19 protein-coding genes and 1 riboswitch are annotated in these 20,396 nt (G+C 50.0%); of the genes, 4 read left to right on the plus strand and 15 right to left on the minus strand.

What is annotated here, in order from left to right; genetic code table 11:
• Window positions 1–6: 6 nt before the first annotated feature.
• The 8 genes from KNP00_RS07105 to KNP00_RS07140 all read right to left on the minus strand — a co-directional run bounded on the left by KNP00_RS07105 (window position 7) and on the right by KNP00_RS07140 (window position 7,462).
• Window positions 7–933: a branched-chain amino acid transaminase gene (locus KNP00_RS07105; RefSeq protein ID WP_215143588.1), complete on the minus strand. Its 927-nt coding sequence runs from the start codon at window positions 931–933 to the stop codon at window positions 7–9.
• A 42-nt stretch (window positions 934–975) separates the two neighbouring features.
• A complete protein-coding gene (dapD, locus tag KNP00_RS07110; RefSeq protein WP_215143590.1) occupies window positions 976–1,683 on the minus strand; it encodes a 2,3,4,5-tetrahydropyridine-2,6-dicarboxylate N-acetyltransferase in 708 nt (235 codons plus the stop codon).
• A complete protein-coding gene (gene dapB, locus KNP00_RS07115; RefSeq protein ID WP_215143592.1) occupies window positions 1,661–2,410 on the minus strand; it encodes a 4-hydroxy-tetrahydrodipicolinate reductase in 750 nt (249 codons plus the stop codon). The genes dapD and dapB overlap by 23 nt, the downstream gene beginning before the upstream one ends.
• Complete coding sequence (dapA, locus tag KNP00_RS07120) at window positions 2,407–3,288, minus strand: 4-hydroxy-tetrahydrodipicolinate synthase (RefSeq protein WP_215143595.1); 882 nt, start codon at window positions 3,286–3,288, stop codon at window positions 2,407–2,409. Before dapA ends, dapB begins: the two co-directional genes overlap by 4 nt.
• 12 nt (window positions 3,289–3,300) lie before the next feature.
• Complete coding sequence (locus tag KNP00_RS07125; protein ID WP_215143596.1) at window positions 3,301–4,296, minus strand: aspartate-semialdehyde dehydrogenase; 996 nt, start codon at window positions 4,294–4,296, stop codon at window positions 3,301–3,303.
• A gap of 11 nt (window positions 4,297–4,307) precedes the next feature.
• On the minus strand, window positions 4,308–5,507 hold the full coding sequence (locus KNP00_RS07130) for an aspartate kinase (protein ID WP_215143597.1): 1,200 nt from the start codon (window positions 5,505–5,507) through the stop codon (window positions 4,308–4,310).
• A 114-nt stretch (window positions 5,508–5,621) separates the two neighbouring features.
• Window positions 5,622–5,801, minus strand: a riboswitch (Lysine riboswitch).
• Between the two features lie 78 nt (window positions 5,802–5,879).
• Window positions 5,880–6,308, minus strand: a complete 429-nt coding sequence (locus KNP00_RS07135) for a GNAT family N-acetyltransferase (RefSeq protein ID WP_215143598.1) — start codon at window positions 6,306–6,308, stop codon at window positions 5,880–5,882.
• Complete coding sequence (locus tag KNP00_RS07140; RefSeq protein WP_215143599.1) at window positions 6,302–7,462, minus strand: alanyl-tRNA editing protein; 1,161 nt, start codon at window positions 7,460–7,462, stop codon at window positions 6,302–6,304. Before KNP00_RS07140 ends, KNP00_RS07135 begins: the two co-directional genes overlap by 7 nt.
• A gap of 95 nt (window positions 7,463–7,557) precedes the next feature.
• Here KNP00_RS07140 and KNP00_RS07145 point away from each other — a divergent pair, with 95 nt between their 5' ends.
• Complete coding sequence (locus KNP00_RS07145; protein ID WP_215143600.1) at window positions 7,558–8,286, plus strand: GntR family transcriptional regulator; 729 nt, start codon at window positions 7,558–7,560, stop codon at window positions 8,284–8,286.
• Window positions 8,287–8,482: 196 nt separating this feature from the next.
• Here the strand turns inward: KNP00_RS07145 and KNP00_RS07150 are convergent, their stop codons facing one another.
• The 4 genes from KNP00_RS07150 to KNP00_RS07165 form a co-directional block, all read right to left on the minus strand.
• Window positions 8,483–9,586 carry an LCP family protein gene (locus tag KNP00_RS07150; RefSeq protein ID WP_215143601.1) on the minus strand — a complete coding sequence of 368 codons (1,104 nt, stop codon included), beginning with the start codon at window positions 9,584–9,586 and terminating at the stop codon, window positions 8,483–8,485.
• A gap of 148 nt (window positions 9,587–9,734) precedes the next feature.
• The gene (nagB, locus tag KNP00_RS07155) at window positions 9,735–10,499 is read right to left on the minus strand and encodes a glucosamine-6-phosphate deaminase (protein ID WP_215143603.1); all 765 of its coding nucleotides are present in this window, start codon (window positions 10,497–10,499) and stop codon (window positions 9,735–9,737) included.
• Window positions 10,496–11,644 (minus strand): N-acetylglucosamine-6-phosphate deacetylase, encoded by a 1,149-nt coding sequence (gene nagA / locus KNP00_RS07160; protein ID WP_215143605.1) that lies wholly within the window; start codon window positions 11,642–11,644, stop codon window positions 10,496–10,498. The genes nagB and nagA overlap by 4 nt, the downstream gene beginning before the upstream one ends.
• Window positions 11,645–11,758: 114 nt before the next feature.
• A complete protein-coding gene (locus KNP00_RS07165) occupies window positions 11,759–13,120 on the minus strand; it encodes an MATE family efflux transporter (protein ID WP_215143607.1) in 1,362 nt (453 codons plus the stop codon).
• 39 nt (window positions 13,121–13,159) lie between these two features.
• On the opposite strand from KNP00_RS07165, the gene KNP00_RS07170 reads away from it, so the two are divergent.
• The gene (locus KNP00_RS07170) at window positions 13,160–13,933 is read left to right on the plus strand and encodes a CHAD domain-containing protein (RefSeq protein WP_215143609.1); all 774 of its coding nucleotides are present in this window, start codon (window positions 13,160–13,162) and stop codon (window positions 13,931–13,933) included.
• Here the strand turns inward: KNP00_RS07170 and glsA are convergent.
• The gene (gene glsA / locus KNP00_RS07175; RefSeq protein ID WP_215143611.1) at window positions 13,930–14,871 is read right to left on the minus strand and encodes a glutaminase A; all 942 of its coding nucleotides are present in this window, start codon (window positions 14,869–14,871) and stop codon (window positions 13,930–13,932) included. The two genes, KNP00_RS07170 and glsA, sit on opposite strands and share 4 nt — an antisense overlap.
• Before the next feature lie 48 nt (window positions 14,872–14,919).
• Window positions 14,920–15,084 (minus strand): hypothetical protein, encoded by a 165-nt coding sequence (locus KNP00_RS07180; RefSeq protein WP_215143613.1) that lies wholly within the window; start codon window positions 15,082–15,084, stop codon window positions 14,920–14,922.
• A gap of 99 nt (window positions 15,085–15,183) precedes the next feature.
• Here KNP00_RS07180 and hemG point away from each other — a divergent pair, with 99 nt between their 5' ends.
• Together hemG and KNP00_RS07190 are read left to right on the plus strand one after the other, a co-directional pair.
• The gene (gene hemG, locus KNP00_RS07185; protein ID WP_338082266.1) at window positions 15,184–16,563 is read left to right on the plus strand and encodes a protoporphyrinogen oxidase; all 1,380 of its coding nucleotides are present in this window, start codon (window positions 15,184–15,186) and stop codon (window positions 16,561–16,563) included.
• A complete protein-coding gene (locus KNP00_RS07190) occupies window positions 16,560–17,642 on the plus strand; it encodes a TIGR04053 family radical SAM/SPASM domain-containing protein (protein WP_215143616.1) in 1,083 nt (360 codons plus the stop codon). Before hemG ends, KNP00_RS07190 begins: the two co-directional genes overlap by 4 nt.
• A gap of 161 nt (window positions 17,643–17,803) precedes the next feature.
• On the opposite strand, the gene clpB is transcribed toward KNP00_RS07190, so the two are convergent.
• The gene (gene clpB / locus KNP00_RS07195) at window positions 17,804–20,395 is read right to left on the minus strand and encodes an ATP-dependent chaperone ClpB (protein ID WP_215143619.1); all 2,592 of its coding nucleotides are present in this window, start codon (window positions 20,393–20,395) and stop codon (window positions 17,804–17,806) included.
• Between the last annotated feature and the right edge of the window lies 1 nt (window position 20,396).

The raw sequence follows: 20,396 nt of genomic DNA on the forward strand, positions 1-20,396 counted from the left end.
ACCCCTTTACTCTTTGACCGCTGATTTTACGAACGTGATCCAATCTCGGTGTTCTGGAAGCTTTCCTGTCACAGCTTCGCGATAACGTGTCAACATTTCTGTCGCGACCGTCTGGACGCCACCACCGATTGAAAGGTGATCGACTTCGATGACACTCGTCACTTCGGCAGCCGTTCCGGTCAAGAAGATCTCATCGGCGACATAGAGCTCGTCTCGACCGATGTGACGTTCTATGACTTCGTACCCTGTCTCACGTGCGAGCTGCATAATTGTTTGACGCGTGATGCCATCTAGAACAGAACAATCGAGTGACGGTGTTGTGATCGTCTTCCCTTTGACGAGAAAGATGTTCGCAACACTCGCTTCACTGACGTTCCCGTTTACATCAAGAGCGATCGCTTCGTCGAATCCGTCACGGAGCGCCTCTCCTTTTAATAGCTGTGAGTTCATATAGTTCGATGCCGCTTTCGCTTGCATCGGCATCATCGTAGAAGACACGCGGCGATACGAGGCCACTTTGGCTCGAATTCCGACCGTCTTATTGAAATATTCGCCGAGCGGCCAACACGAGATGGCAACATGCACCTTCGTCTCCGCTGTCGGCATGAGTGCTTGCCAAGGTGTTCCGAGGAAGACGAACGGGCGGATGTAGCATGCTTCAAATCCGTTTCGCTCAATCAATTCCATCGTCGCTTGTTCGAGTTCATCTACCGTATAAGGTAATGTGACGTGATAGTATGCACATGAGCGAACGAGTCGCTCCAAGTGCTCACGCAATCGGAAGATGGCGGGGCCTTCCTCCGTATGATAGGCACGAATCCCTTCAAAGAACCCGCTTCCATAATGTATCGCGTGTGTCATGATACTCGTGTTTGCGTCAGTCGGCTCAATCCAAGCCCCATCTTTCCACATCCATTGTCCATACTGTTCCATCATGCAACTCTCCCATTTTTCATATTTTCTGTCTATTATACGTTAGAGAGAGCGTAAGTCATCAACAAGTTGTGTTTTTTCAGAAGTTTTTTCATCTTTCTGTTTGATGATTCGTGCCGGTGTCCCTGCGACGACGACACCTGGCGGGACATCTTGTGTGACGACACTTCCGGCTGCGACAACCGCATTTTCACCGACGCGAACTCCTTCTAAGATGACAGCGTTCGCCCCGATCATAACACCGTCTTCGATGATGACCGGATCTTTTGAAGGTGGCTCAAGGACACCTGCGACCACGGCACCGGCTCCGAGGTGAACGTTTTTCCCGAGTGTTCCGCGTGCTCCGATGACAGCATTCATGTCGACCATCGAACCGTCTCCGATGACGGCCCCGATATTGACGACAGCTCCCATCATGACGACGGCGTTATTCCCGATTTGGACGTGGTCCCGGATGAACGAACCTGGTTCAATTCGTGCATTGAGCTGTGTCGTATCAAGCATCGGTACGGCACTGTTGCGACGGTCGTATTCAAGGTGTGAATCGATGATGACCGACGCATTCGTTTCAAGGAAAGCGACCGCGCGTTCTGCCGTCGTCAAGAATAGTTTCGACTCGTCCGTTCCGAATGCTTTCGCTTCTTCGATTTCAAGGCCTGCCAATTGCCCGTTGACGTAAAGTTTGACCGGTGTTTCCTTTTTAGCATCTTTAATATATTGTGCAATTTCATAAGCGTTTGTGAGTAACATGAGTAGCCTCCTCGTATAAGTTCGATAGATTATAAAGTCCTGCCGGGCGATCGATGACCGTTGCCGCTGCGGCAAGCGCCCCGTTTGCAAAGACGCGTTTCGATAACGCGGTATGTTTCAATTCAATCATTTCGTCATCTCCGGCGAATAGTACGGTATGCTCACCGAAAATCGTGCCACCTCGAATCGAGTGCATACCTAACTCTTCGGCACCACGCGCCTCTCGTCGTGACGTTCGTTCGTAAATCGGTGTGACCTCTCGTTTCGCTTCGATGGCACGGGCCAGTAACTCCGCCGTGCCGCTTGGCGCGTCCACTTTCTTCCGATGGTGCGCCTCGATCACTTCGACATCATAGCCGAGCGTGAGCGGGACGAGTTGGTCGAGCAACTGTTTCAACAGGGCAATCCCATATGATGTGTTGTATGACTGAAAGATCGGGATGTCTTGTGAAGCCGTCTCAATCTCGGCCAGTTCTTCCGGTGTGAAGCCGGTCGTCGCAATGACGAGGGGAATATGATGCTTCCGTCCGAATGCAAGTAAATCAGGAAGTAGCGCCGGGTTCGAAAAGTCAATCACGACATCGACGGGTACATCTACCTCACCCAGAGTCGCAACATGTTCATCACTTCCCGGTGAGACGATTGCCGCGACGTTCACACCTTGCGCGTGAGCGACCTCTTTGACAATCTTTCCCATCGCACCAAATCCATGGATGAGGACATTCATTGTCTCACCTCATTGAATTGCTCCATCGCCGACAGTAATTTCGCTTCAGCCGTCGCGCTCATCGGAACGAGCGGCAGGCGTGGCGCACCGAATTCAAACCCTCGCGCTTGAAGTGCCGCCTTCACCGGAATCGGGTTCACTTCTGCGAACAGCTCATCGATGACCGGAAGCAACCGAAGTTGCCATGTGCGCGCCGACTCTAGGTCACCCGCCAAAAGAGCTTCCGCTAAGGCGACCGTCGCTCCCGGATAGACGTTTGATAAGACGGAAACGACACCTTGTGCACCCCATGCCATATATGGCAAGATTTGATCGTCATTTCCACAGTAAACGGTGAACCCTTCCGGAATGTGTGCCATCATCTGCGCCATGACTGAGATATCCCCACTCGCTTCTTTTAAAGCCGTGATGCGTGGATGTTCTGCGAGCTCACCGACCGTTGCCGGTGCCAAGGCGACACCTGTCCGTGACGGGACGTTATAAAGCATGAGTGGGATCGGTGACGCATCTGCAATCGCCGTAAAGTGGGCAATCAGCCCGGCCTGTGTCGACTTGTTATAGTACGGTGTGACGACCATCGCCATCTCCGCTCCAAGTTCGGCGGCCCGCTTTGTTTTTTCGATACTCATAGCCGTGTTGTTTGATCCGGTTCCGGCGATGATCACAGCTCGACCGTTCGCGATTTCGACCGCCCGAACGAGCAATGTTTCAAACTCTATATCTGTGAGCGTCATGCCTTCACCGGTCGTTCCACCGATGACGAGACCACTCACCCCTTCCTTGATCTGGTCTTCAATCAACGCTTCCCATGCCTCTAGATTTAACTGTCCTTCCTCTTGAAACGGCGTCGCTAGTGCTGTCGCTACTCCTGTGAACATGTCATCTCCTCCTTATTTCATCGCTGTTTGACCAATCATACATTGCGCGATCTGCACCGCATTTGCCGCTGCCCCTTTTCGGACGTTATCTGCGACGCACCATAGATGGAACGTATTCGGTTGGGAGTCATCCCGTCGAATTCGACCGACATACACGTCATCCGTCCCGTTCACATCAAGTGGCGTCGGATACGAAAGTTCGGCCGGATTGTCCATTAACACGACACCCGGCGCATCTGCGAGTACGGCTTTCACTTCCGCGACCGTCGCATCCCGTTCGAGCGTCACCGTGATTGCTACCGCATGACTGTTTCGTACTGGCACTCGGACACAAGTCGCGGTCACCCCGAGATTTGGCGCATTTAATATTTTTCGCGTCTCATCCATCATCTTCTGCTCTTCTTTCGTGTAGCCATCTTCTAAAAATACATCGATATGTGGCAACACGTTATCATAAATTGGATATGGATAATTCATTGGCTCCTCTCCACGCGCACCGCGCTCGAGGTCGTCAATCCCTTTTTGCCCAGATCCGGATACCGCTTGATACGATGTATACGCGACACGTGTCAATCCGTATACTTCCGATAATGGTGCGAGCGCCACGACCGATTGAATCGTGGAACAGTTCGGATTCGCAATGAGCTTCTTCTCCGAACTGAGTTCGACCCGATTCACTTCCGGCACGATGAGTGGAATTCCTTCTTGCATTCGGAATGCGCTTGAATTGTCGATGACGATGACCCCTTGTTCACTCAACCGCGGGGCATATTGCTCACTGATGCTTCCACCGGCAGAGAAGAGTGCGATATCGATCGGATCCGCATAAATCGTATCGTTCAATTCCCGAATCACGACTGATTGTCCGTTCACTTCAACCGTCTTTCCTGCTGAGCGGGCCGAAGCGTATAATCTCAGTTCATTGATTGGAAACTCATATTCTGTTAAGACGTCAATCATTTTTTGTCCGACGGCACCTGTTGCGCCGATGACTGCCACGTTGTACATGGTGCTCCCCCTTATAAGTTGAACCGGGCCGCAATGGCTGCGACTGCCGCTTCTACATCTTGATCTTGAATCGTATAGGAAATACTGATTTCAGATGTCGTGACTTGGTAGAATGGAATCCCGATCTCGCGGAATGTCGCAAAGAGTTCTGAGGCGACACCTGTCGCGTCCCGCATGCCGATCCCGACGACCGAGATTTTTGCGTGTTCCGTGTGGCGGTCGATTTTGATTTGCGGCCAGGTCGCCATCAACTCCGCGAGTGCTTCTTCTAAAAAAGCCTCTTCGTCGAGCGGACACGTAAACGATAGGAACACTTCCCCGTCAAACGCCGTCTGCGAAATCATATCGATGTTGACGTGGCGTTCTGACAATCGTTCAAAGATGTCCGCGACCCCGGCTGCCGTGTGCGGGATATGTTTGATTGAGACACTGAGTACGTTTTTGACGACACTCACACTCGTGACCGCTTTCTGTTCCATTGCTTGCGTCGTATCCATGATCCATGTTCCTCCTTCGCTCGAGAGCGTCTTTCCAACGAAAATATTCACATCATACTTTTTCGCGAGCTCGACGCTTCGCATCTCCATCACTTTGGAGCCGAGTGCACTCATCTCCATCATCTCATCGTAAGAGACGGTGTCTAGACGCTTCGCCGCCGGATGAATCCGTGGGTCCGTCGTATACACCCCAGCCACATCCGTATAAATTTCACAACGTTGACTGAGGACGGCCGCGAGTGCGACGGCTGTCGTGTCCGAACCACCGCGCCCGAGTGTCGTGACGTCTCCTGCTTCATTCACACCTTGAAAACCAGCGACAATCAAGACATCGTATTGACGCAACTTCTCATGCAACACTTCTTTACGAATCGCTTTGATTTTGCTCTTCGTATGGATGCCCATCGTATCGATTCCGGCTTGTTGCCCGGTGAGCGAAATGGCAGGTACACCTCTCGAGTTCAAAGCGATACTGAGTAAACTGATTGTCTGTTCTTCTCCGACGGCTAGTAGCCGATCGAGTTCACGAATCATCGGACGGTCCGTAATTTGTTTAGCAAGCGACAGGAGCGAATCGGTCGTCTTGCCCATCGCCGATACGACGACGACCAATTTCTCACCTGTTGTGACGCGTGTCTGTAAATAGTCGGAAATGGCTTGTATTTGATCGATTGTGGCAACGGAGCTGCCACCAAATTTCAGTACGGTTGTCATCAAGTTCCCCACCTTCAAGATGTCTACCAACAGAAAAAGCGGCAGACCGATAGGAAGCACTCTCCCTACGGCCTGCCGCTTGTACGCGCAGTTGAAAAACGATTCGTAAATCGTTCCGTAGATAGCGCTCCATGGTAGTTGACCATGGCAGTGTAGGCGTTGTTCACGACTACCCCAGCCTTCGTTCATACGCACGTGAACGTCGACTTCGGCGAATTTTCCCTTTCGACTTGGTCCGGAGTGCGTCCGTCTCAACCAAGCTTACTCATGTCATTCGCAACCTCTATCTGTCAGTTGTTAGTATTAGTTATAACAAAACCGTACCTTCTTGCCAACCTTTTTTTAGAAAAATGGGATATTTCAAAAAAAGAGTTAGCATGTTTTTTTCATCATTCGATGTGGGATGAACGCATCCATAAATTCATCGCCAAACGCCTCATACCCGATTTTTTCATAAAATGGGAGTGCTGTCAGTTGTGCGCCTAATCGTAATTCGACCAACCCTTGACGTTTCGCGACACGTTCGACCTCGTTCATAATATCCTTCGCATATCCTTGTCCCCGCGCCGACTGAATCGTCGCCACCCGCTCCACTTTTCCGACCTTTGCATCGACGGGACGAAGGCGTGCCGTCGTCACAGGCTCGGAGTCCAGAAGACCGACAACATGTATACACGCATCGTCTAGGTCGTCATACTCTAAACTCGGATCGATTCCTTGTTCCTGGATAAATACGATCTCCCTTACTTGTCTGGCTTGTTCAATCAACATTGTGTCTTTTCCAGATTGAATCGTCAACATGGGAGCACCCCTTCCTGCAATCGTTCGACAATTTCTTTCATAGCCCGCTCCAGTTCCACCACGGATGTGAATCGTGCTTGCGCTTGTTTATGATTCCCGCCGCCGCGACCAATCTGCATCTGTTGTAGTGCTGCTCGGAGAAATGTACCGACCGGGAGATCATGGGTCCCATCGTGCATGACAAACAGTTTGTTCGTGCCATAGTTGGCGCCGACCGCAATTCGACCAGTCGCTGCAATCTGTTCGACAATTGCAGTCGTCAACGTCTCGGCTTCTGTACGTCCTACATGTAACGCCACATAGTTGTCCTCTTTTATAACGGCCTCTACTTTTGCTTTCGCAATTCGTCCTTCGAGCGCCTTAATCTCCCGCTCTCGTTCTAGACGGATCGTATGTTCTTCAATCACACGGGCCGCCACGGATTCATTCGTCGTCGAGAGCGTATGATGGATTGAACGTAGCGCCTCACGTGCTCGTTGGGTCGCTTTTAGCGCCCGATTCCCGGCCACGTATGTCAATCGGATATTTCCTCTCACTTTTTTGAGCGTCGTCACTTGAATCATACCGAGTTGCCCAGTCGTTTTTACATGTGTACCCCCACACGCGTTATAATCAAGCCCTTCAATTTCAACGATTCGAATCATTCCTGTGCGGTCGGTTTCTTTCCGTAAGCGCGTCCGGTCTACTTCTGTTTCCGGAATCTCATAAACATGAATCGGATGGTTTTCAAAGATGAGTTGCTGTACCTCTTCTTCAAGTGCTTCAACTTGTGCCCAGTCCATCTCTGCCGTATCAATCTCGATGGATGAATCTTCTTCCCCGATTCCAAAGCTGAGCGTACGAATGCCGTGACGATCTTCTAATATTGCCGTCAAAAGATGTTGAGCAGTATGCTGAATCGAATGATCCCGTCTCACACCCTCATCGATTCGAGCCTCTACCGATGTGCCAGCAGGAAATGCTTCTGACAAAAGATGCCACACCTCACCATCCTTGATTTGTACATCCAATACATGATGCGTTCCAATCCAGCCCCGATCAGCCGGTTGTCCGCCGCCTTCTGCATAAAAAGGACTGTTCTTAAGTGTGTGCCAATACCCTGATTGATCCGTTTTAGTTGCAGTCACGATTGTTTCTAATGTGTGTTGACTCATCTTCTCCTCCACCTTTTCTCTATAATCTGTTCAGACAACTAGTTTAATTTCGTCTATAATGAAACATACAACTTCTCAGTCAGGAGCGAAATGATATGTTAGAAATTGATAAACAGTCTCCGTTACCTATTTATTATCAAATTGAAGCGTACTTAAAGCAACAAATTGATGACGGATTGTTAAAGCCAGGAGACACCTTACCTTCAGAACGAGAATTTTCCGAACAATTTCAAGTCAGTCGGATGACGATTCGCCAAGCGATCATGAACCTCGTCAACGCCGGATATTTAAGGCGTCAAAAAGGACGGGGCACGTTCGTCGCGAGTCAGAAGATTGCGATGACATTATCCGGATTGACGAGTTTTTCTGAGGAAATCAAACATCGAGGGATGCGACCGCTCAGTCGCCTCTTGTCGTACGAGATCATCCCTGCAACCGACCGCATCGCTCAGCAACTAAGCATCCCGAACCAGACACCCGTGTACGAAATGAAGCGGCTTCGACTCGCCGATGACAATCCACTTGCTCTCGAAACCGCATATATCCCCGTCCGTTTATTGCCTGCCCTGACGGAAAAGGACGCCACTGGGTCGATTTATGCATACGCCGAACAACACGGCTTACGTCTGAAGAATGCCACGCAGACACTCGAAGCGCGAAGCGCCGATACCGAAGAAGCCACGTTGTTAACCATTTCTCCAAATGCCCCGGTCCTATTGATTGACCAACGGACGTATCTCGAGGATGGCGAAATGTTTGAATATAGTCGTTCTCTCTTTCGTGGAGACTCGTACTCTTTGACCGTCGCGATGGATCGCATATAACGGACGAATCAGCATTACAGTTTCGGTCCACTTTTTGATTCATATAAAACCTAAAATATCGTTGTCTGTACGGTGATGCCAAATTTTTTAGTGGAAACATCAACGACCAAATCAAATTCAAAGAAATCGCTCTGTCTTGAGATTAGCAACCATATAAAAAAACGCTCAGAAAATGAATTCTGAGCGTTTTACATGTTTATTGCGCTTCGTACGTCACTCCATACGGGTCTAACGTGTAAGATTCTAATTCTGTATCCGACATCGTTTCAACTCGATTTCCTGCATCCGCTTGTTGGACACGATAACGCACTTCTTCAAGAAGTGGTTCGTTCAAGAAATAATAAAAGTGTCCATCATCTGCCCGAGCACCCTCACCGGTCAGTTGATACTGAACCGTATTATTCAATGCCCCGACATCTTCAATCAAACGCATATAGTCATTCGGTCCGAGTGTCGTCTGCATATTGTCACCGACGGCTTTCAAGACCTTATCATAGTTATTGATGAGTGACGTGCCAAGTGATTGTTCGAGAACGGCGTTAATGACCTCCATCTGACGTTGTCCACGTCCGATGTCTCCGCGCGGGTCGTCGTATCGATTTCGGACGTAGGCGAGCGCCTCTTCACCAGAGAGTTGTTGAAGTCCCTGTTCGATTTGAACCGTCTCACGTGTCGCATCATAACTGTTTTGTTGTGATGAGAACGGGACATCGATTTCAACGCCACCTACCGCATCGATGAAGTCGACGAATCCTTGGAAGTTGAGAGAGACGACATGATCAATTTCAATGCCGACCAAGTCTTCAATCGTGTTCGTCGCCATCCGCATCCCATTGTTTGGATTCGATTCATCCATCGAACCGAAGTAGTAGGCGTGTGTAATCTTGTCTTGGTCAAGTCCTGTCTTTCCGTAAGGGATATTATAACCCGTGTAGTCGATATTGACATATGAGTCACGCGGGATACTGAGCATCGTCGTCTGTTTTTCTTTCTTGTTCAAGATGACGACAATCATAACATCCGATCGTCCGAACTCTCCGCGCGCTTTCTTTTGAGGGGAGAGGTCCGTCCCTAAAACTAAGAACGACTCCGTATCTTCTTTATCAAAACGAGTCGGTTCCACCATCGGATCATCTTCTAACGTGACCTGGGTTCCGGACAACATATTGTGTGCTTTATAAAAAGCTGTACCGTAAATGCTAGACCCCACAATAATCGCAATCAGCACGAGGGAACTAAATACCTTATAAAACGCAGACGGACCTTTGCGCTGTCTACGAGTATGTGTTCTAGAATTCATGATCGTCTCCTTCGAGTCAAAATATTGAGCTTCACTCATTATAGAGGAAAGTGTGAACTTTGTCGAAAACGTTTTGATGACAATTTTGTTTCTTATATTTTCCCGTAGTTGAAAACAAAAAAACCTACGGAAAATCTCCGCAGGTCCATTAAGTACGAATCGTGAAAAACCGTGTTGCCGCTTCTTGTCCTCGTGCTTGAAGCGCTTCCGCACAACGAGATGCCGCTCTTTCATCGAGTACGACCGTTACACCTGGATGTGCTTGAAGGATTGTAGCCGGCCAGTCGACCGTCGGCACGCTTTCAATCATGTGCTGTACCGCTTCCGCTTTCCGTTCACCTGTGGCGACAAGGATGATTTCACGTGCATTCATAATCGTGTCGAGTCCCATGGTGATCGCGTGCGTTGGAACATCTTCCAATCGATCAAAAAAGCGACGGTTAGCCTCTCGTGTTGATTCGGCGAGTTCGGTCACATGTGTCTTCGCATCAAGCGCTGTGCCCGGTTCATTAAATGCGATATGACCGTTTTCCCCGATACCAAGAAGTTGTAAGTCGACACCAAGCTTCCGGACGAGACCTTCGTAGCGAGCCGCCTCCGCTTCAGGGTCAGGTGCATCACCTTGAGGAAGATAACTTTGTTTGAACGGCACTTCGTCAAATAAACGATCTTTCATAAAGCGGTTGTAGCTTTGTGGATGCTCTGGTGACAGACCAATATATTCATCCAAATTGACACTCGTGATGTGACTACAATCGAGCGCATCTTGCTTAAACATTTGATACATCCCGACCGGCGTGCTGCCTGTCGCGAGACCGAGTACGAAGTCATGTTTCCCTGAAATCCGTTCTTTCATGAGCGAATAGGCGATTCGTTCCGCGTCGTTCGCTGTCTTTGCGACTAATACGTTCATTTTTGTTCCTCCCGTTCGTAAACGATTTTTCCTTTGACGAAGGTCATCTGAACATGTGTCGTGGCATCCCACACGACAAGGTCTGCATCAAACCCTGGTTTGACTTCCCCTTTTGTCGTCAGTCCAAATTCTTTGGCCACATTCGTCGCGGTCATTTTGACTGCTTCTTCCACCGTACATCCCGTATATGTCTGGATATTCCGAAAGGCGGCGTCCATCGTCAAAACACTACCGGCAAGATTCCCGGCTTGAAGTCGCGCAGCCCCTTTCTCTACGATGACCGGTTGCCCCCCGAGCTCATACTGGCCGTCCGGTAGACCTTTCGCTCGCATCGCATCCGTGATGACGATCAATTCATCTGCGCCTTTTAAACGGAACGCAAAATCGACCATCTCCGGACGACTATGAATCCCGTCCGGAATGATTTCTGCCATGACGCCTCTTTCTAACAAGCAATACCCGACCGTTCCCGGTTCCCGATGGTGCAACCCACGCATTTGGTTATACAAATGCGTCCCATGTTTGACGCCTGCCTGTTTATTGTCTTCAAACGTGGCACTCGTATGACCCGCAGAACCGATGGCACCCGACTCACGAAGTGCCGCTTCAAATGCTCGAGCTCCCGGTCGTTCCGGTGCATAAGTGACAAGTCGAATATGTCCGCCCGCAAGCTCTTGCCATTTCCGAAACTGTTCGGCATCCGGGTCGATTATATGCTCCGCCGGTTGTGCCCCCGCCATCTCGACATTGACGAATGGACCCTCTAAATGAATCCCGAGGAGGGTCGTATCTTGCGCTTCAATGACGTCTCGAACCGCCGCCAATGCGTGCTCAATCGCCTCTTTTGACTGCGTGATCGTCGTCGCGAAAAAAGATGTGACCCCTTCTTGTAACATGCTTTCGCTCAATCGTCGAAGTCGCGATGCATCCGCATCCATCGTATCAACTTCGTATCCTCCATGGATGTGTATATCGATGAGCCCCGGTGTGACGAGTGCCCCAGCGACATCGATCACGTGCTCATCTTGTTGTTCAAATTGTTCCATCGGCCCAATCTCGTCAATCGTTTGGTCACTCCATTTGATGTAGCCTCGCTCCCACGTTTGTTCCGCCGATACGATATGGGCATTGATCAACGTCCCCACCGGTTCACCACTCCTTTTTGTTTTCTTCCATGTTATCATAACCGATAAAAGTATAGTTGTATAGACCAATTCAGTTAAGTAAAAGATTGTTCACATTTGCGAACAATCTTTGCATCATTTCACCTGATGGAACGTCCCATAGCGCCGCACAATCCATACTAACCGAAGGAATAATAGGACGGCACCGGCCGCGAGTCCTGCAATCAAACCGATCCAATAACCGTCTGGTCCGACCCCCGCATGTTCCGCCAAGACATAGCCGAGAGGTAAGCCGATGACCCAATAGGCGACGAGGGAGAGGACGAGCGTAATATTGACGTCTTTGAAGCCACGTAATATCCCTTGAATGGGTGCCGCGACGGCATCTGACAATTGGAAAAACACGGCGAAAATCATGAAGTGGGCCGCGAGGTCGACGACCGTCGCATCGTTCGTATAGATGGCCGCGACCCGCTCGTTTTGCCAAAACAAAAGAGCACCGGAAAAAAGTGAGACCCCGAGACAAAGTGAAATACCGATTTTTGCATAGCGGACGGCATCTTGTAGTCGTTTTGCGCCAAGCTCGTACCCGACGACAATCGTTAACGCGCTCGATGCCGACAGTGGCAGCATATATACGAATGAGGCGAAGTTAATGGCTGCTTGGTGAGCCGCCACGATTTGGTCACCGTATGAGCTGAGTAGCAATGTAACCGCCGCAAAGATACTGACTTCTGCAAAAATGGCGAGCCCGATTGGGGTCCCGAGCTGTAACAACTCTTTTTGCCTAAGCCAAATGATGCGCTCAGTCGTCCGTAAAAACTTATACTCGCGGAACGGCTTCCCATTCTTGACGAAGAAAAAGGCCATGAAAAAGAGAAGCCAGTAAGTGATACTTGACGCAATCCCCGCTCCGACACCGCCATATGCTGGAACACCAAGTTTTCCGAAGATGAAGATGTAATTTAATCCGACATTAATGGGTAACCCTAATAATATGAGGATCATCGAGATTCTCGTCTTGCCAAGGGCATCCATGAGGGTGCGAAGCACGTTGAACAAAAACATCGGCAAGACACCGAACCCGAGGGCAACTAAGTATTGCGTCGCGATTCGTTTCCCTTCTGTACTGAGCCCCATTCCATCGATTGCGATCGGTACGAGGACCGAGCCTAATGTCAACGTGATGACACTGAGCATGATGGCTAAATAAATCCCTTGGAACAACGTCCGCTGGATCTGTTGACGATCTCGTGCGCCAAGTGCTTGCGATACAATCGGGGCCACCGCCAGCAAGATTCCGCTGAGCCCGGTATATACCGGCATCCACAGGCTAGAGCCGACACCGACACCTGCTAAGTCGACCGCTCCCGCGCGTCCGGACATGACGGTGTCAAAAAAGCTGATCAAATAAAAAGACACTTGCGTGACTAGGATTGGAAAAAATATCGTAAAAAACAGTTTTATTTTTTCGTTTAATGAATGTGTTTGGTACATGGATAACCCTCATCTCTTTTTCAGAAAGGAAACAAAATTATGAATCAACGGCATGCAGAAAAACTTAAGTTCGAGCTGTTAGAAACATGGAACACGTTCAACCATTACGTGACCGAGGCCCTCTCTTTTAACAATTCCGAAGATATTCATCGTGCCCGCGTTCATTTGCGAAAGTTGATCACGTTCATGCAGATTTATGAAACAAAGCCTGCGACGTTTCGGCAACTCAAACAACTGATGGAGGCACTCGGACATGTGCGCGACCTCGACGTACTCATCGAGCAGTTCGACTCTCAAACCGAACTCGACGAAGCGTTTCTTCATGCGGCAGAGAAACAACGTGCCATCGAACGGACCATCCTCGCAGCGCGCGTCAGTGAGAAAATGACCCCATCGCTCGATCAGCAAGTCCGTCGCTTCATCGGCGGCCCCCTATTTCGAGCGTTCAAAAAAATAAGCGCCTCTCCGATGTTAGAAAAGGCGAAAAGCGAACGCAAACGACGTGTTCGCATCTATCATGAACAGTCTGATAAAAATGATCAAGTCGAAGCACTCCACAAAATCCGTTTAGCCGTCAAACGTGAACGTTACTTGCATGAATACTTGCTAAACTATGAATCGAACGCCTCGATGAACACCGTGCGCACACTAAAAAAGATGCAGACCAAGCTCGGTGAGATGAATGACCATGACCAACTGTTGAAACGTTGGCGTGCCTTCACACCTCCCGAAGGTCTACAGCACGCATATGATACTAAAGTCGAAACATTGCAACGTGAACTTGATTCATCCATGGAACATTTATCGATTTAGCGCGACGTATAACGTTCAATCAGCAACTCTAACAACTTCATGCCCGCAATCGAGTTCCCTTTCGAATCCAGTGCAGGACCGAATATTCCAAATCCGACATTACTCAAATCTAACTCATGGTTGCCGACCGCTAAAATCGCACCGGAGACCCCACTTTTTCCTGGTAAACCGACACGGACGGCAAACTCACCCGATGCATCGTACATGCCGCACGTCGTCATGATGGCTTTGACGATTCGCACGACCCGACGCGGAATCAGTTCCTCTCCTGTATCCGGGTCTTCTCCGCTCCCTGCAAAAACGCGTCCGATTCGTGCCAAATCGAAGCAGTCGATTTCGATGGCGCATTGTTTCGTATACACATCAATGATTTCATCGACGTCGCCATCAACAATTCCATGGTGGCGCATAAAATAGAGGAGTGCACGATTCAAGTCGGTCGTCTCGTATTCAGAGCGAGCGACTTTTTCATCGTATGTGATCTCCTCGACCGATCGATTCAACAACGTCGCCAAAAACTGACGGAACTGATAGATTTTCAGTTCTGCCGTTTCTCCTAAAATCATGCTCGTCACCGCGAGGGCTCCCGCATTGATCATCGGGTTCAGCGGTTTTGACGGTACTGTCTCCTCGAGCTTGGCGATGGAGTTGAACGCATCCCCCGTCGGTTCCATTCCCACTTTGGAAAACACATAGTCTTCCCCAAACTCCATCAAGACATAACAGAGCGTCAACGCCTTTGACACGCTTTGAATCGTAAATTTGTGATGAACGTCCCCCGCATGAATATACGTACCGTCCGGCAAACAAATCGCCACTCCGAGCAAATCATTTTTCATGTGGGCGAGTTCAGGGATATAATCCGCCACTTTCCCTTGAGCCGTGTAGGGACGACACTCATCGATTAAGTGATTCAGCTGTTGTTCGAGTACATTCATTCAATCACCCCATGTTCCATCAAATTTCAACCGGGTCATCTTATCACATTACCCGTCCGGTGGTCCATCTTCTTTATACCAGTCCTCGTCCGCCCAAATCATCGACGGTTCTTCCTCATCACCAACCAGTTTCTCTCCATGTCGATTCATCGTTACGATGAATCCGATAATGCCAATCACGACAATCGTTGCGACGACCAATAAGGAAATCATCTCATCGTCCCCCTTAAATTCGTGACAAATTTGTCTAGAACTCCGTGATACTTATCCTATATCTTCGTCAATATTCTCTGTACCGTTAATACGACAACAATTTTTAGGAAATGGGTGAATCGATTGAATCACATCGCAATTATCGGAGGCGGCATCACTGGACTTGCCGCGGCACATTATGCCAAAGAAGCCGGCGCACACGTCACACTGTTTGACGCTCAAGACCGACTCGGTGGAAAAATCAAAACCATCTATCAGGATGGATTTACGTTAGAGACCGGACCGGACGGCTATATGGCACGAAAGGCGACCTTGACGTCCCTCATTACCGACCTCGGTCTCGGGGATCGGCTCGTCCGGTCCAAGACCGGGACATCTTACATTTACGTACGTAACCAATTGAGACAGATGCCGGCCGGTTCGGTCATGGGGATTCCGACTAAGTTTTGGCCAATGGTCAAAACAGATCTCTTCACATGGAAAGGAAAGTTTCGTGCAGGATTCGACCTTGTCATTCCACGCGTCTATGAAGGCGAGGACATCTCGCTCGACCGCTTCTTTCGAACGAGACTCGGTTCAGAAGTCGTCGATTCGATGATTGAGCCCCTTCTGTCCGGAATATACAACGGTACGCTTGATGATATGAGTATCGAGTCTACTTTCCCTCAGTTTATCACGATTGAACAAAAAACTCGCAGTCTGATTCTCGGGATGAAAGCACTCACCCCTCCCGTTCAAGCCGGTGTGAAACCTTCTGACACCGGAAAGTTTCTGTCAATCGACCAAGGGCTCGGTGGTCTCGTCGAAGCGCTCCGACCTTCGATTGATCGGCTCGAACTAAAGACGGTCGTTCAGTCTGTCCGACCTCATGAGGTCACACTCGCCAATGGGAAAGTCGAGCGATTCGATGGCATCATCATCGCCACATCACCTAACGCACTCGGTTCACTACTTCATATCCCGGAAGCAGAACGCTTATCTAAACTGAAGCGGACATCCTCGATGACCGTTCTTGCCGCATTCGATGAATCCGAAGTCGACGCATTGGACGGGACCGGCTACGTCATTGCTAAATCTGAAGGAAACGCCTTGACCGCTTGTAGCTGGATGCATAAAAAATGGCCACATATGGCGCCTCAAGGAAAAGCGTTGCTTCGAATGTACATCGGATCAGAATATGTTCCGCCCCTTCTCCATGAAGACGACGTTTCTGTCGCAACCTTTGCTTTAGACGAGCTGAGACGCATTCAAAAAGTCGGGAAACCTCTATTTACGAAAGTCGAACGGCACATTCAAACGATGCCACAATACGAAGTTGGACATAAACAAGATGTCAAAGCCTTTGAAGAGGCGCTTGCGAAATGGGACGGTGTCGAGGCTTGTGGTGCCATTCTCCACGGGGTCGGATTACCTGATTGTGTCGATTCCGCTAAAAAGGCTGTCGCGAAGCTGAATCTCGAGCAGTTGGTGACGGTATGAAGCAGATCGACTATAACGAAAATCCGTTCATCGTCATTTGGGAAGTGACACGTGCCTGTGCGCTCTCTTGTGTCCATTGCCGAGCCGAGGCACAGTTTCATCGATACGAAAACGAACTCGACACCGAGGCAGGAAAAGCGCTCATTCGTGACATCCATGCGATGGACAATCCGATTCTCGTTTTCACAGGCGGGGACCCTCTCATGCGTGAAGATTTGTTTGAACTGACTGCGTATGCCGCCTCTCTCGGGATGCGTGTCTCGATGACCCCTTCGGCCACACCTCGTGTCACTCATGACGCCGTGAAACGTGCGAAAGCGGCCGGATTGTCACGCTGGGCGTTCTCCATTGATGGACCAGACGCCGTGACGCACGATTACTTCAGGGGGACACGCGGCAGTTTCGACCGTACCCTCCGAGGAATTTCTTACTTCCGAGAAGAAGGGATGTCTTTTCAAATCAATACGACGGTGACCGAATATAATGTCGACCGCTTACCCGAGATGGCAAAACTCGTGGAGTCCCTCGGTGTGTCGGTCTGGACGCTCTTTTTCCTCGTGCCGACCGGACGAGGATCCCTGTTACAACCCATCTCCCCTGAGCGACATGAGGAAGTGTTGAAGTGGGCGTTCTCGCTACAAGAGACGGCACCGTTCATCATCTCGACGACGGAAGCCCAGTTTTATCGGCGGGTGGCAAGACAGGAAAATAAGCGGCGAAAAGCAGAAGGCCTTCCTCCAATCGGACACCCACACGATGACTTGGCAAAGGCACCTCGTGGGACGAACGACGGTAACGGTTTCGTCTTCATTTCACATACAGGTGACGTACAACCGTCCGGATTTTTACCGATCCCATGTGGAAACGTCCGAACAACACCGCTTGCCGATATATATCGCCATCATCCGACGTTCAAGGCGCTACGTGACCCCGACACCCATTACGGAAAGTGTGGGTACTGTGAGTATCGCTACCTATGTGGTGGTTCACGTGCCCGGGCCTATGCGGTCACCGGTGATTATAAGGAGTCGGAACCGTACTGCATCTATCAGCCAGAACGTCCCCTCGTTTCACAATAAAGATCCCTATCTAGTTCCTCACGATGTAAGATGAGATGATATGCATCTGATTGTGAGAAGAGAGTCAGGTAGGTGCAGTCATGATCGGCGTCCGTTTTCTGCTTTGAGACGAAAACGTCAACGTACATAAAAGAGGAATCCGATGTTGGATTCCTCTTTCTTTATGCATTGACCGTCGACGGACGTAACGTCAACGCCCCGTTTTCGACATCGATGACGACCGTTTGCCCATCTTCGACATCCCCAGCAAGGATGCTACGGGCAAGTTTCGTCTCGATGGTCCGTTGCACGTATCGATTAATCGGTCGCGCACCGAACTGAGGTTCATACGCCTCGTCCGCGACGAACGCTTTCGCCGCATCTGTGATTTGGATGTGAATGGAACGCGTCGTGAGCCGTTCGCTCATCCGTCCGACCGCCTTCTCGACGATTTGACCGATTTGATCTTTCGTGAGCGGGTGGAACAAAATCGTTTCATCGACCCGATTCAAAAATTCCGGACGGAAATGACGACGGAGTTTGTCGAGCACTTGACGCTCCTCGTCCTCATCGATGACCCCATCTTTCGCTGCCTCAAGTAATATATCCGCTCCAATGTTCGATGTCATGATGACAATCGTGTTCTTGAAATCGACAACACGACCGTGCGAATCGGTCAATCGACCATCATCGAGCAGTTGTAGCAAGATATTGAAGACGTCCGGATGCGCCTTCTCAACTTCATCGAGTAAGAGCACCGAGTATGGGTTACGACGAACCGCTTCCGTCAACTGCCCACCTTCCTCATAACCGATATAGCCAGGAGGGGCACCGACTAGACGCGACACGGCATGTTTCTCCATATACTCACTCATATCCAGTCGGACGATGTGGTCTTCTGAATCAAACATCGCTTCCGCAAGCGCCTTCCCGAGCTCCGTCTTCCCGACACCGGTCGGTCCGAGGAATAGGAATGAACCGATTGGACGGTTCGGGTCTTTAATACCGGCACGGGCCCGAATGACCGCGTCACTGACGAATCGAATCGCATCATCTTGCCCGAAGACACGCTGATGCAACACCGCTTCTAAATTGAGGAGTTTGTCCCGCTCTCCCTCGGTCAGTTTCGTCACCGGGATGCCTGTCCATTTCGAGACGACTTCGGCAATTTCCTCTTCTGTCACTTCCTCACGAACGAGTTCGCGTGTCACAGAACCCGCCAATCGTTCCGCTTCCTCAAGCTCTCGCTCAAGTTCTGGAATGCGTCCATATTTTAACTCAGAGGCCCGGTTTAAGTCGTAGCGACTTTCCGCTTCCTGTAACTCAAGACGCACTTTCTCGAGGTCGCCCCGGATTTGTTGAACCCGGTGTGTCGACTCCTTCTCGTTCTCCCAACGAAGACGTAGCGAATCAGACTGTTCACGGATTGAGGCTAGCTCTTGTTGTAGCGCATCTAGGCGTTTCATCGAAGCTGGATCGCTCTCTTTTTTTAGAGCGGCTTCTTCGATTTCAAGCTGCATGACCCGACGGACCAATTCATCGAGTTCGGCCGGCATCGACTCCATCTCCGTCCGAATCATGGCACACGATTCATCGACGAGGTCGATGGCCTTATCCGGCATGAACCGGTCCGTAATGTAGCGATTCGATAGCATCGCAGCTGCTACAAGGGCATTGTCATGGATGCGTACCCCGTGATGAATCTCGAACCGTTCTTTTAACCCACGCAAAATGGAAACAGTATCTTCAACGTCCGGCTCCGCGACGAGCACCTGTTGGAATCGGCGTTCGAGCGCCGGGTCCTTCTCAATATATTGACGATATTCGTCTAGCGTCGTCGCACCGATGCAATGCAGTTCACCTCGGGCGAGCATTGGTTTTAACATGTTACCGGCATCCATCGATCCTTCCGATTTCCCTGCCCCGACAATCGTATGCAGTTCATCGATGAAGAGGATGATCATCCCTTCCGCTTCCTTCACTTCCGTCAAGACCGCTTGAAGACGCTCCTCAAACTCACCACGATATTTCGCTCCAGCTACGAGAGAACTCATATCCAAACTAAAAATGGTTTTATCCTTTAAACTTTCCGGCACGTCACCTCGAACGATGCGCTGGGCGAGTCCTTCGACGATCGCCGTCTTCCCGACACCCGGTTCCCCGATGAGGACCGGGTTGTTTTTTGTTTTCCGGCTCAAGATTCTGATGATGCGCCGGATCTCGCTATCGCGTCCGATGACTGGATCGATTTTTCCGGTCTTCACTTCTTGAATGAGGTCACGTCCGTATTTCGTCAAGACATCATACGTCGCTTCGGGCGATTTTGATGTGATTCGGCGATTCCCACGTACAGCGACGAGTGCTTCACGGAGATGTGCCTCTGTGATGCCCTTTCGTTCGAGCATCGCTTGTGCTTGACTACTATTCAATAATATTCCGAGTAAAATATGTTCGACCGATACGTATTCGTCGTTCATCCCGGTCGCTTCACGCTCTGCCGTCGTCAAGACGTTCAGTAACGAAGCCGAGATCATCGGTGTCGCCGGGTTTTGGAGTTTCGGCGCACGCTTTAGAGAAAGTGCGACTTCACCTTCAATCTCAGACACATCAATCTCCATCTTTTGAAGCAACAGCGGTGTGATTCCGTCCGTCTGTGAAATCATAGAGGCTAACACATGCCACTCGTTGATTTCACCATGGTGATATTGTTTCGCCAATGCTTGCGAACTGACAATGCATTCATGTGCTTTATCTGTAAAGCGATTAAAGTCCATC

This window comes from Exiguobacterium qingdaonense (assembly GCF_018617855.1).
GTDB lineage: Bacteria > Bacillota > Bacilli > Exiguobacteriales > Exiguobacteriaceae > Exiguobacterium > Exiguobacterium qingdaonense.

What these genes read in the sequence shown, in the direction of transcription:
- KNP00_RS07105 (WP_215143588.1), bottom strand. Translation starts at nt 933, where the DNA reads ATGGAACAGTATGGACAATGGATGTGGAAAGATGGGGCTTGGATTGAG.
- dapD (WP_215143590.1), bottom strand. Translation starts at nt 1,683, where the DNA reads ATGTTACTCACAAACGCTTATGAAATTGCACAATATATTAAAGATGCT.
- dapB (WP_215143592.1), bottom strand. Translation starts at nt 2,410, where the DNA reads ATGAATGTCCTCATCCATGGATTTGGTGCGATGGGAAAGATTGTCAAA.
- dapA (WP_215143595.1), bottom strand. Translation starts at nt 3,288, where the DNA reads ATGTTCACAGGAGTAGCGACAGCACTAGCGACGCCGTTTCAAGAGGAA.
- KNP00_RS07125 (WP_215143596.1), bottom strand. Translation starts at nt 4,296, where the DNA reads ATGTACAACGTGGCAGTCATCGGCGCAACAGGTGCCGTCGGACAAAAA.
- KNP00_RS07130 (WP_215143597.1), bottom strand. Translation starts at nt 5,507, where the DNA reads ATGACAACCGTACTGAAATTTGGTGGCAGCTCCGTTGCCACAATCGAT.
- KNP00_RS07135 (WP_215143598.1), bottom strand. Translation starts at nt 6,308, where the DNA reads ATGTTGACGATTCAATCTGGAAAAGACACAATGTTGATTGAACAAGCC.
- KNP00_RS07140 (WP_215143599.1), bottom strand. Translation starts at nt 7,462, where the DNA reads ATGAGTCAACACACATTAGAAACAATCGTGACTGCAACTAAAACGGAT.
- KNP00_RS07145 (WP_215143600.1), top strand. Translation starts at nt 7,558, where the DNA reads ATGTTAGAAATTGATAAACAGTCTCCGTTACCTATTTATTATCAAATT.
- KNP00_RS07150 (WP_215143601.1), bottom strand. Translation starts at nt 9,586, where the DNA reads ATGAATTCTAGAACACATACTCGTAGACAGCGCAAAGGTCCGTCTGCG.
- nagB (WP_215143603.1), bottom strand. Translation starts at nt 10,499, where the DNA reads ATGAACGTATTAGTCGCAAAGACAGCGAACGACGCGGAACGAATCGCC.
- KNP00_RS07165 (WP_215143607.1), bottom strand. Translation starts at nt 13,120, where the DNA reads ATGTACCAAACACATTCATTAAACGAAAAAATAAAACTGTTTTTTACG.
- KNP00_RS07170 (WP_215143609.1), top strand. Translation starts at nt 13,160, where the DNA reads ATGAATCAACGGCATGCAGAAAAACTTAAGTTCGAGCTGTTAGAAACA.
- glsA (WP_215143611.1), bottom strand. Translation starts at nt 14,871, where the DNA reads ATGAATGTACTCGAACAACAGCTGAATCACTTAATCGATGAGTGTCGT.
- KNP00_RS07180 (WP_215143613.1), bottom strand. Translation starts at nt 15,084, where the DNA reads ATGATTTCCTTATTGGTCGTCGCAACGATTGTCGTGATTGGCATTATC.
- KNP00_RS07190 (WP_215143616.1), top strand. Translation starts at nt 16,560, where the DNA reads ATGAAGCAGATCGACTATAACGAAAATCCGTTCATCGTCATTTGGGAA.
- clpB (WP_215143619.1), bottom strand. Translation starts at nt 20,395, where the DNA reads ATGGACTTTAATCGCTTTACAGATAAAGCACATGAATGCATTGTCAGT.